Source organism: Chromohalobacter sp. 296-RDG (assembly GCF_029889885.1).
In the GTDB taxonomy this organism is placed as follows: domain Bacteria; phylum Pseudomonadota; class Gammaproteobacteria; order Pseudomonadales; family Halomonadaceae; genus Chromohalobacter.
On sequence record NZ_JARANY010000068.1, the window covers coordinates 1 to 11811 of the forward strand.

General features: G+C 49.5%; 12 protein-coding genes and 1 pseudogene. 8 read left to right on the forward strand and 5 right to left on the reverse strand.

The genetic code is table 11. The features are described 5' to 3' along the window. From OP495_RS15065 to OP495_RS15085, 5 genes and pseudogenes are all read left to right on the forward strand, one after another. Nucleotides 1-214 (forward strand): annotated as a pseudogene (locus tag OP495_RS15065) (monooxygenase); the annotation flags it as partial. 98 nt (nt 215-312) lie between these two features. Next, on the forward strand, nt 313-918 hold the full coding sequence (locus tag OP495_RS15070; RefSeq protein ID WP_280570471.1) for a hypothetical protein: 606 nt from the start codon (nt 313-315) through the stop codon (nt 916-918). A 56-nt stretch (nt 919-974) separates the two neighbouring features. Next, nucleotides 975-1640, forward strand: coding sequence for a response regulator transcription factor (locus tag OP495_RS15075; protein WP_280570473.1), 666 nt, complete (start codon nt 975-977; stop codon nt 1638-1640). Further along, nucleotides 1637-3040, forward strand: a complete 1404-nt coding sequence (locus tag OP495_RS15080; protein ID WP_280570475.1) for an ATP-binding protein — start codon at nt 1637-1639, stop codon at nt 3038-3040. Before OP495_RS15075 ends, OP495_RS15080 begins: the two co-directional genes overlap by 4 nt. A gap of 296 nt (nt 3041-3336) precedes the next feature. Beyond that, nucleotides 3337-3885, forward strand: coding sequence for a cytochrome b/b6 domain-containing protein (locus OP495_RS15085; protein WP_280570476.1), 549 nt, complete (start codon nt 3337-3339; stop codon nt 3883-3885). Nucleotides 3886-4200: 315 nt separating this feature from the next. Here the strand turns inward: OP495_RS15085 and OP495_RS15090 are convergent, their stop codons facing one another. Both OP495_RS15090 and OP495_RS15095 read right to left on the reverse strand, forming a co-directional pair. After that, entirely contained in the window at nt 4201-5853 is a 1653-nt protein-coding gene (locus tag OP495_RS15090) for a phosphoethanolamine--lipid A transferase (protein WP_280570478.1), read from the reverse strand. Nucleotides 5854-5866: 13 nt separating this feature from the next. Continuing rightward, nucleotides 5867-6607: a phosphatase PAP2 family protein gene (locus OP495_RS15095; protein WP_280570479.1), complete on the reverse strand. Its 741-nt coding sequence runs from the start codon at nt 6605-6607 to the stop codon at nt 5867-5869. A gap of 160 nt (nt 6608-6767) precedes the next feature. Between OP495_RS15095 and OP495_RS15100 the strand changes: the two genes are divergently transcribed. The 3 genes from OP495_RS15100 to OP495_RS15110 are packed head-to-tail and all read left to right on the forward strand — an operon-like array spanning nt 6768 to nt 9519. Next, nucleotides 6768-7526: a glycosyltransferase family 2 protein gene (locus OP495_RS15100; protein WP_280570481.1), complete on the forward strand. Its 759-nt coding sequence runs from the start codon at nt 6768-6770 to the stop codon at nt 7524-7526. After that, nucleotides 7519-7806: a lipid-A-disaccharide synthase N-terminal domain-containing protein gene (locus tag OP495_RS15105; RefSeq protein ID WP_280570482.1), complete on the forward strand. Its 288-nt coding sequence runs from the start codon at nt 7519-7521 to the stop codon at nt 7804-7806. Before OP495_RS15100 ends, OP495_RS15105 begins: the two co-directional genes overlap by 8 nt. A 3-nt stretch (nt 7807-7809) precedes the next feature. Continuing rightward, the gene (locus OP495_RS15110; protein ID WP_280570483.1) at nt 7810-9519 is read left to right on the forward strand and encodes a glycosyltransferase family 39 protein; all 1710 of its coding nucleotides are present in this window, start codon (nt 7810-7812) and stop codon (nt 9517-9519) included. An 87-nt stretch (nt 9520-9606) separates the two neighbouring features. Here the strand turns inward: OP495_RS15110 and OP495_RS15115 are convergent, their stop codons facing one another. From OP495_RS15115 to OP495_RS15125, 3 genes are all read right to left on the reverse strand, one after another. Beyond that, nucleotides 9607-9939: a hypothetical protein gene (locus OP495_RS15115; protein ID WP_280570484.1), complete on the reverse strand. Its 333-nt coding sequence runs from the start codon at nt 9937-9939 to the stop codon at nt 9607-9609. A gap of 468 nt (nt 9940-10407) precedes the next feature. Then, nucleotides 10408-10779: a diacylglycerol kinase gene (locus OP495_RS15120; protein ID WP_280570485.1), complete on the reverse strand. Its 372-nt coding sequence runs from the start codon at nt 10777-10779 to the stop codon at nt 10408-10410. A 110-nt stretch (nt 10780-10889) separates the two neighbouring features. Next, a partial coding sequence (locus tag OP495_RS15125) for a mannose-1-phosphate guanylyltransferase/mannose-6-phosphate isomerase (RefSeq protein WP_280570486.1) occupies nt 10890-11811 on the reverse strand: 922 nt, incomplete at its 5' end.

Consider the following 11811-nt stretch of genomic DNA (forward strand, 5'->3'; position numbering starts at 1 on the left):
CTCGACGGCGATTGCCACGGCACTGACGCACTACGATGCGTCACGTGTCGAGCGCGTCGGCGAGATCGTCTCCCGCGCTCGCAAGCGCGCGGCGATGATCCATGGCCTGGATCTCGAGCAGACCCAAGCCTGGTATGACGAACTCGCCCACGCAGACGGCGACGCCATCCTCGCGGGTCTCAAGAAGACCGTTGTCGGCGGGCCACTGGGCTAAACGTCGAGACTGAAGTCTCCGCAGACAACGTAAGCTTCCCTTAAGCGTTACCGTGCGAGCGTTGCGATTATTTCATCTTCGCCATCGGCAGGTATCTCATGGATTGGTCGGAACGTCGCATTCTCATTACGGGCGCCGATACACCCTTTGCGGAAGCCCTCATCGATTGGTTGCTACCGCGAGGTGCCTTGTTATGGACGCTGGGCGAGAACCAGGCCGCACTCGAGCGACAGGTACGCGGCGTGCCGACGCGCGTCCAGCCCATGGCGGCCACATGCCAGGCACAACAAGCATGCTGCCGTGAGATCGCCGCGCGCGCCGGCATCGAGATGCTGATCCAGATGCGATCGTCAGGCTCAGATGACGCCCTCAGCGTCGAAGGCGCATTGCATGTCGATATCGACCTCGTCACGGCAAGCAAGACCCAGTCACGGCACCAATGTGTCTCGCGGATGCGAGAGGCGTCGCGGCCAGACAGGCTCGTACTTAGTGTCGCCCCTGCCCCGAGGCACGCCCGCTTTTCGCACCTGGCGCCCGAGGACATTCCCTATGTCCATCACTTGGCGGCACTGCACCACGCCGCACGGCGTGTGATACAGGCCATCGAGCGACACAATCGCCCTTCCCTTGCGGCCCGATGGCGAGACTACATTCATGCCGGCCAGCGTCGGCGCGCAGCAGCCGATGGCTTCATCCCGCCTTAAGAAAGACTTAAGCTTCATGCATCATGCTACGCTGGCGCTAATCCCGAGGAGGCCCCATGCGTATACTTTTGGTCGAAGACGACCCCCTGCTGGGCGATGGCATCAAGACCGCGCTCACCCGTGATGCCTATACGGTGGATTGGTTCACCAAGGGACATCACGCCATCGAGGCGGTGCATAACGAATCTTTCAGCGCCATGATTCTCGATCTGGGTCTCCCCGATATGGATGGCATGGTAGTGCTCGAAGGCCTACGCAAGGCTTCCTCCTCACTACCGATTCTCATACTTACTGCGCGTGACGCCGTCGAAGAACGTATACGTGGGCTCGATGCCGGCGCCGACGATTATGTACTCAAGCCCTTCAATCTGCAGGAATTGCTCGCGCGCTTGCGCGTCATCACGCGACGCGCCGAAGGCCGCGCGTCACAAATCCTGACCGTCGGCGCCTTGAGCATCGACGAAGCCAGCCACAACGTCAGTTGGCAAGGACATGATGTCGCGCTGGGGCGCCGCGAATACGCCCTATTGCTCGAATTGGCGCGCCACCCCGACAAGGTGCTCTCACGTCCCCGGCTGGAAAGCCTGCTCTACGGCTGGGGAGAGGAAGTCGCCTCGAACGCAGTGGAGGTCCACGTTCACCATCTACGCAAGAAACTCGGCAAGTCGCTGATCATGACCGTCCGCGGTATCGGTTATCGTCTGGATCGCCACGCGACATGACCTCCATTCGTTATTATCTGCTCCGCACGCTGATGTTGGTCCTCGTCGTGTCCGGCGGCGTGGCGGTGCTCGCCTCGTATTTGATTACCGATCACGAGCTGGAAGAAATGCTCGACACCCAGCTCAGTCTCCACAGCCGTATCGTCGCCGGCCAGCTACCGGAAGACGCCAGCGATGCCGAACTCGCGCGGCTGGCCAACCATCTCAGCATTCCAGATTATCCTGCACGCGCCTACCACGATGGCAAACCCGTCACACTCGCAAGCGATGACGCCACGTCAGCCAAGCTCTATCACGAGGAAGAGCGCAAACTCGCGCTGGGATTCTGGGCCCCCGACAAGACACCACGTCTGCTTCAGGGGAAATGGACACAGGATGCACCTTTTCCCGCACCCGACAAAGAAGGTTTCCGCTGGGTCGACTACGCCGGTCACCGCTGGCGTGTCTTCAGCACGTTCGATGAGCGCCACAAACTGTGGATCAGCATGGGACAACGCAGCAATTTCCAGCGCGAGATCGTCGAACGTATCACCTGGAACAATCTCATTCCCATGCTGGTCCTGTTGCCACTCATGCTATGGCTGATGAACCGTATCATCCGCCGTGGCTTGACTCCTATTCGGCGTCTTTCGGACCAGGTACAAGGGCGACATGCCCGTGATCTTCGGCATATAGAGCTCGACGTTCCTCGTGAACTCGAGGGACTGCATCACTCGCTGAATGACTTCATCGACAGGCTGGGCGAAACCCTGGAGCGTGAACGGCGCTTCACCGCGGACGCCGCGCATGAATTACGTACCCCATTGGCCGCACTGCGTATCCACCTGGACAACGTCAAGGCCGGGGAGACCGCATCGCTGCAAAAGGCTTATACCGGCGTCGAGCGTTTGCAACGTGTCGTTGAACAACTGCTGGTGCTGGCGCGACTGGATCGCACACCGGATAGCCACACCACCCCCATCGACCTCTACCCCATCGTCATCGAGCTCATGGCCGACCTGTGGCCCCTCGCCCATGAGCGCCGGCAGCAATTGACGCTCGAAGGCCTCAAACAATTGCGCGTACATGCCGATGAAACCGAAGTCGGCATCCTTTTCCGCAACCTGCTCGATAACGCCCTGCGCTACACGCCGAAAGGCAGCCATGTCGAGGTGGAACTCAGCGAAACCGCGTCAGGCATCGCCCAGTTGAGCGTGCGCGACAGTGGTCCCGGCATCCCCGACGAACTACTCGAAAAGGTAACCGAACGTTTCCGTCGCGCCTCCGACCAACGCACTACCGGCAGCGGCCTGGGACTTTCCATCGTCGTCGAACTGGCCCAGCGCCAGCAGGCGACACTCCAACTGCGCAACCGTCCTGAACATGGGTTGGAAGCAACCATCGTCTGGAGCACCCCATGAACTGCAAAAGGCTCGTCAAGGCGAGCCTTTCTCGCTTACGGCCTTCGCCTACCATGTGCCATTGACCCGAATACCAACAGACTTACCCGAATTTAATAATAGAAAGACAAAACACTCCTTCGCCCTTCCTTATTGTATTTTTCTTCCGCCCATCAGCTAATTTCATTTCACCACCTCTATTAAGAAAAGGGTCAGAATACTTTCTTACCATGTAGCCTCCAATGGTTACTTTCAAACATTGGATAACAGTCGATTCGTATTAGGCACCGCTTTTATGTTAAGAATGGAGATACCTAATGATGCATAAAGAAGAATCCCCGCACAAGATAAAGACTTGGGACCCAGTAGTAAGGATCCTTCACTGGACACTGGTTATAGCGTTCATGACAGCCTGGGTTAGCTCTGGCCAATGGCAAACACTACATGAATGGGCGGGGTATACAGTAGGCGTCATAGTAGCATTACGCGTTTTATGGGGATTGATAGGCACTAGACATGCACGTTTCGTTAATTTTACTTACTCCCGAAAAGAGATACTCAAACATTTACGTGACATGCGGCATGGCCATGAACGACACTATGATGGTCATAATCCTGCCGGCAGCGTCATGGTCTTTTTACTATTAGGCGGGCTTGGACTACAGGCAATATTGGGTTGGCTTTTAACAACGCATACCTTTCATGAAAGCGCACTGATAGAAACCATTCATCCAGTATTAGGGAACACCCTCCTTGCTGCAGCAATGCTGCATATTCTTGGTGTAATAATTTCAAGCAAACTAACAAGCCAAAATCTTACCAAGGCGATGATCACTAGCCGAAAATCTAAGAAACATAAAAAATAACTTTAAGAGCCGCCCTAAAGGCGGCTCTTTCAATTCACAATATCCTCAACGGCCTGCACGAAAAATATACCTTATGAGCTTATAAAGACCCAGAACCAGCGCAAAAGGCACAACCAGAACCCCCAGCAAAATATATAAAGCGAGAATACAGACCTCAAAAAAATAGCATCTAAAAAGAGTCTCGGTAACTCCCTTACGAACGCCCCCTCTCCAGTTTCTTATACTCTGGCAAACCCTTCCTAACGAGCCACACTGAAACCTATAAACCATCACACTCTCCCCCAACTCGGCGCCGCTACTTGTAAGTATTTTAAATCAGGTGCCACATGCCGATGTAATGTCTTGTTCGGGCTCGTATACCGATGTCGTTACTTGCATCAAACCCAAGATGCTTGAAAACAAGTTGGCATGGCTATACTTACCGTCTGCATTTTTCTTTAAACAATCATCATCCAATCCCGTAGAACCAATAAAATCCTTGCCCAACCACCACGTCATGGGCACATGCGTCTGTTCGTTCGGTGCGATCGAGTAGGGCAATCCATGTAGGTAAACGCCATTTTCACCTAGGGATTCACCATGATCGGCCACATACAACATGGCAGCCGAATATTCAGACTGAGATTTCAAAGTGGCAATTATGCCATCTAGAACATTATCGGTATAAAGAACGCCATTATCGTAAGCGTTTACTATCTCGCTCTTTCTACATTTATTCAAATCTGCAGTCTCACATACTGGAGAAAATTCTCTGAACGATTCAGGATAGCGTTGATAATAACTAGGGCCATGATTGCCTAACTGATGCAAGACAATTACTTTTTCATCACGAGAACCCGAAGAACTCTTCAACGCTTCTTTTAAACGCTCGACAAGGGTTTCATCATAGCACCGCCCCGACGCACAAAGATCAGGAAAGTCTTGCACGGACAATGTTTCACCTTTAACTCCATCGCAGACACCTTTACATCCCGACTGGTTATCAAACCATTCGACATCAATACCGGCATGCTTTAACACATCAAGAAGTGACTCATGACTTTTAATATAGCGCTCGTCATAGTCATCGTGACCAAGCGGAGAGAACATGCAAGGTAAAGAAACTGCCGTACTTGTGCCACAAGATGTTACATGAGGAAAATTGATCACGTTGCGATCATTCAACTTCGGTGTCGTCTGCCTCTCATAGCCATTGAGACCCCAATTGGCAGCCCGCATCGTCTCCCCGACCACAATGACGAGCAGCTTAGGCTTGCTGTTACTATTGGACACCCCGGCTGCCAGTTTCGCATCGCTCTCAAGCGGAATTCTCTTATCAGGCAGAGGAGCTTGTGCAGGAGCTAAATCTTGAACAGTAGAAACTATTGCGTTACCTGGGGTGACCAAGAAACGCAGCTCATGATGCGTCCTCATCAAAGCTGATACACTTTGAAATGTAAGCAAAATGAAGCCACCCAATACCATAGTGCTGGTCAACACCACCACCGTGCGCCTCAAAATAGACCTCAAAAGGCTCACTTTTTTTATACGGACCCAAATAACAAGCATTGCAGGGATAACAGCATAAACCACCATATACCCAAGAAAGCCCCAGGTAAAAAGCTCACCAGCCTCCTGAGTATCCGTTTGAAGGATATTGTTCACCATCTCTGTATTGAAATATACACCATAACGGCTTGTATAAAAGTTAACCGCCGCTGCCAGAAAAACTATCAAAACAAGCACAGGCTTCGCCAACCAACGATTGACAAAAAAGACGAACACGATAAATTGGATAAAAGTCAGAACGATTCCATACTCAAGTAAAAGCAACCAGTCCATCATGCTCGTTGGAGAAATATAACCAACAACCTCCTTCCAAAAAGGAATATTATAAAACAAGGCAATACCAAGACTTACCCAGAAGGTCAGAGAGTCCGTCGACAAAACCGGACGCTGGGAGACCAGCTTCGAGAAAAAATTATACATAAACCAGATCTCCTCAACGGTTAACAAGCTCAGTAACGGATATCTTTTGCCTACTGCCTAGGCAAAAAAATAAATACGCCAATATTCGAGAAACGCTAAAACAAATCATCAACGTCCATAAATCGTGCGACAAAAAATGAGCGCCGCGAATTTGCTGATCAATACCAAAAAGAAGCCCCATAAAAATGGCTACCCCAGCACCAGAACGTCTCCATTTAGAGGAAAGGAAGAGATAATCAAAAAAGAAGTACAAAGCAATCCAGGCATACCCCGCACTGGCATGCCCGGCCGGAAAGCATGCTATATCGGGAAGGTTAACTGGCCATGCTTGGAAAAAACCGACATAAGGAACATCGCCCCCGTAACGCACCAAGTCCCAAGGGCATGCCACATTGATGCTGTTCTTTATGGAAGAAACCACAAGCGTTGAAAGTGCAGCTGATATAAAAAGGTATGCCAAAGGACGTCGCAGGCCTTTCATCGTCTCCACAAAAAAACTTGCAGCGATTGACATCAAAACTACGATACCCATGAATATACTAAAGCGCTTTCCTACATCATGTAGAACATGCTTGGTCAGCCAAGAGTCGGTTAGCGTCCACTCGCCACCTTCAAAGTCGTAAATAAAATCTGCAACTTTATAATCTAATTTAAAATAAGATATTGCAAAAATTAAAATTAAGAACAAACCCCATAACTTAAGAAGGGGCACCCAAGGAGAGACATTATATTTCAACCAGGTTCCGGGCAGCATACGCGCATCAACTTTCCATTAAACGAGAATACAAGCATTATGCCGCCCAACTCCTTAAAGCATTCTTACGCGCTATATATAAAACTCGCCACGCAATTTAAGAGAACCTTAAGGTGGGTCGTTTACAATACCCCTACAGTCACCACTTACATACGAGATCATGCGACCCAAAACGTTATCAGTTATCATTCCTGCCAAGGATGAAATTGAAAATCTGCCAACATTGCTTGATGAGATTGAGCAGGCACTTATTTCAATTAATTACGAAGTTATCGTTATCGATGACGGATCCGTAGATAACACTCACCAATGGCTTGAAGATAAGGCCAAGGCGAACCTAAGACTACGCGCATATCGCCATTCTCGTAGTGCAGGGCAAAGCACTTCTATTTGGCAAGCGGCAAGACTAGCGCAGGGTGATTGGTTGGCGACTATTGATGCCGATAAACAAAACGACCCAGCGGATATACCAACGCTTTATCAATATGCCATCACGAACACGGTCACCCTCGTTGCAGGAAAGCGCAGCAAGAGACGTGATGTTTGGCATAAACGGGTTTCTTCAAGGATCGCTAACAGCATTAGGAGTAAACTGCTGAAGGATTCAACACCCGATACAGGATGCGGTCTTAAATTAATAAATAAAAATGCGTTCCTTCAGCTACCATACTTTAACCATATGCATCGATTCATACCCGCTCTTATTCAAGCACAAGGCGGGACCTGCATTTCCATAAATGTAAATCACCGTGAGCGCCAAAAGGGGCAGTCACATTATGGTTTACATGATCGTCTGTGGGTTGGAATCGTAGATATTCTAGGCGTCATATGGTTGCGTCGCCGTTCGCGACTACCGGCAAATTTAATGCCGCTGGTAGACTCATATACCACTATCGATGACTCCCGTGAGCATGTTTAAACCTGATTTAGTTTGGATGATTATTGGCTTCCTTGGCCAAGGTTTTTTTTCGGCCCGATTCTTGGTTCAATGGATTGCGAGTGAAAAGGCGCGACGCAGTATCGTGCCCAATGCTTTTTGGATATTAAGCTTGGGAGGAGGCGCTACACTATTTGCTTATGCAATTTACCGCCAAGATCCTGTCTTTATCGTTGGCCAGGGGGCCGGACTCTTCATTTACATACGTAATATGATATTAATCCGTAAAGAAACACATCGTAAATTAACGGAAAGTGAATAGCTTATGCGTTTTTCACCTTTACCCATGACGATGGTTCGCCATACTCGACTCTTCTGGTACCTTTTCCTTTTAATTGCTTTTGTACTTTTAGCCATTGGACTAGGGTTACGCGATCCTTGGCCAGCAGATGAGCCACGTTTTGCACTCAACGCACTCGAAATGCTAAAAACTGGCCAGTTTTGGTTTCCTCATCGCGCCGGCGAAATCTATCCCGATAAGCCTCCTGTTTTCATGTGGGCGATGGCCATTGGCATTGCTGTGACTGGATCGGTACGCTGGGGGTTCATGCTCCCCTCCCTACTTGCCGCTTTCGGCACTCTTTTTTTAGTCGTAGATCTAACAAAGCGTCTCTACGGAGTACGTATCGCTATCTTGGCAGGTGTGGCACTATTAAGCACTTTCCAATTTGCTCTTCAAGCGCGAACGGCACAAATAGATATGTCTCTCACGTTTTTTACAACGCTGGGGGCTTATGGATTTTTAAGATATGCACTAATTGACACCAAGAATATCTGGTGGAATATTAGTTGGATCGCAATGGGTGTCGGTATATTGACCAAGGGAGTGGGCTTCCTACCCTTGGCACTAATACCCGGCTGGATATTGTGTTACAAAAAAGGGACAGCGTATCATCCCGAGTGGAAACAGTATATAAAAGGTGTTTTATTGCTGATATTGACGGTTAGCTTGTGGGTTATTCCCATGGTCTTGATCGCCACATTTGGAGACGACACAACGCTCACTGCTTATCGAGACAACATCCTTTTTAAACAGACAGGCGAAAGATACGCCAATTCCTGGCACCACTTGAATCCTTGGTATTATTATTTAATCAGCGTCATTCCTTGGGCATGGCTACCTCTAATACTGGCCTTCCCATGGCTTATAAAGCACTGGCACCGCCGCTGGAAAAAACATGACGCAAGAATCTGGATGCCTTTGAGCGCAATACTTATTATTCTTCTATTTTTTTCGCTGTCACCAGGCAAGCGAGGCGTTTATATATTACCTACAATCCCATTATTGATATGGGCAATTGCACCTTCCCTACCCGGTTTGTTATATAAAAGAGGGCTTAATTACCTAGGAGCGTTAATCGTCATCGCTGTTTCTGGAACATTACTAACCGCTGGGATTTTAGGTAGCTACGGAGTCAGTCGCTTAAGCGAATTATCACAGCACTACGATGTAGTACCATGGAATTGGTGGATGACGATTGGCGCACTGTTTATTCCTCTCATACTCTGGTTAAAACCGCGCCGCGGAATGTTGATATTTGCAATCTGGATGTTGGCTTTCTGGATCTCGTGGTCGACATGGGGCTATATGCTAATGAATACGGCCAGATCACCTCACGACATGATGCAAGAAGTTATACGCATCACAGGAAAAGACGCCTCGTTGGCACTTCCGGATTTCGATGAAGAATTCGTTCTTCAGGCACAACAACCTGTCGTTCAATTCGGGTTTCAAACTCCTCTCGAGAAACAATTATCGCGTGCTTATGCATGGGTTAAACAGTCACCCGATGAACGCTGGATGTTGATACGAACCGATCAGGCAAAAGGAGAAACCTGTATCGATCAATCCGAGAAGCATGATCTAGGTATTCAGAACAGTGATCATTGGTGGCTTCTTCCAGGCAGCGCTTTTTATCGGTGTCAAGGGAGTACGGACTCTTCTCCTTTATATGAAGCTCCCACGACAAAATAGTCACCGTCTCCTTGTAATTTCCCTTTAAAAGAGAGGCTTTAAGCCTCTCTTAACATTGCATAGCCAAAATCCCTGAGCACTCTTTACTCAGGCTTTTAGAATGAAAAACTTAACGCTCACCTTTGACAACTCTTCAAGATCGGCAAGGCCGATTTTACTGCTTTCAGTAGCATGCTTTTCATTCTTTTTTATACTATCTCTTATAGTTAAAAATACCAGCTGGTTTGATGGAGTAAACGGAGCCATACACAACCTCTTTGCGCAGCACCAGAGTTCTTTGCTATTCGATCTGATGCTAGGAATCACTGAACTTGGCGATGGCATCGCAGTGGGTATAACATCCTCAGCAATCGTACTAGCAATGCTTTTAAGAAAAGACAAAGTGCCGGCCATATTTTTAGCCTTAACCATGATCGGCATATCTTTAACAGTTCCTCCACTTAAGTTTTAATACATAAAAACCGCCCCATGGAGGGGTTATATGAAAACTGGGATATTTATTCTTCTCCTAGTGGTCACACTACATTAAACATAACGCTATACTTGTCCATCTTTCTTCTACTAACGCGTCATTGTCATATTAAACACAAGATATTGAGCGCTCTCGCTACCTTTGTGTTATTGTTCCTTATATGCTTTTCTAGAATTTATCTGAATGCACGCTGGTTAACTGATATTGTCGGTGGGGTGTTTTTAGGAACAGGATCGGGCTGCCTTTTGTCCTATATTTTTTGCGCCACTTTTCTCGCCCCCGAGACAACAAAAGATTTTTAATTTATCTCACAACACTTATTACAAGCATTTTAATAAAATGGCCGATTCACTCCTTTCAAGTCTTTCAAAATGACGTAGCAAGGTACACTTCAAGCGACCATTAGGTGACCAAAGTTACTTCAGTAAAACATTCAACCAGACCCATACGACAAGCAAAAATGTCATAAAAACCGATGCCGATCCAAGATCTTTGGCTCGACCGCTTAATGTATGCCATTGCGTTCCTACGCGGTCCACGACGGCCTCAATAGCTGAATTTATAAGCTCCACTACCAATAGCAAGATGAGAGATGCCCCCATCATCACTTTTTCCATAGGTAAGAAATTGCCAAAAATAGGAATTGGCATCAACAATGCCAGGACCACTAATTCTTGACGAAATGCCGATTCATGCACCCAGGCAGCACTCAAGCCTTTTAGGGAACAAAAAAGAGCTTTGTTTAAACGTACGAGACCTGTTCCATTCCATTTATCGATACCAGCCATTTTGTCAACACGTCCACATTTACAAAGAAGCCAGTAGGTTAAGCTCGATGCCTTAAGGGCTGATTAAGCCTCTCCGCTTGATCGTGAATGCTGCCTCAAGACGCTATTCATCAACCACGCCGGTAGTCGTCATCGAGACGCACGATATCGTCCTCGCCGAGATACGCGCCGCTTTGCACTTCGATGAGTTCCAGTTCGATGCGACCGGGATTTTCCAGACGATGCTCGACGCCCAGCGGGATGTACGCGGACTGATTTTCACCTAACAGGAAGACCTCGTCTCCCCGGGTGACCCGCGCGGTGCCGGACACGACCACCCAATGCTCGGCGCGGTAATGATGGCGTTGCAGCGAAAGGCGAGCGCCAGGATGTACGCGAATATGCTTGACCTGAAAGCGTGCGCCCTGCTCGACGCATTCGTAACTGCCCCACGGGCGATAGGCACGTCGATGAGCGACGCCCTCCTGGCGCCCGAGCGATTGCAGACGCGCGACCAGGGTCTTGACCTCCTGAACGCGGTGGCGATCTGCCACCAGCACGGCATCAGGGGTTTCAACGACGACCAGATCCGAGATGCCGAGCGTCGCGACCAGACGCGACTGCGACTGTACCCAGGCGTCTCGCGTGTCTTCCGCGATGACGTCACCGCGCAGCAGATTGCCGTCATCGTCTTTCTTGGCGACATCCCACAATGCCTGGTAGGAGCCGACATCCGACCATCCCGCCGCCAGAGGAACGACGACCCCGGCCCGAGTATGTTCCATGACGGCGTAGTCGATGGATTCGGCGGCGCATTCGGCGAATGCGCCCGACTCGGGACGTAGAAAATCGAGATCTGCCCCACGCCCGGCCCAGGCCCTCTCCACCGAGGCATGCATGGTCGGTCGCCAATATCTCAACTCTTCGAGGTAACGATCACCGCGCAACAGGAACATGCCGCTGTTCCAGAGATGATGACCGTCTTCGACAAGATCACGCGCATGCTCGGCATCCGGTTTTTCCACGAAGCGTTTGAGCGGCTGCAGGCCTGCG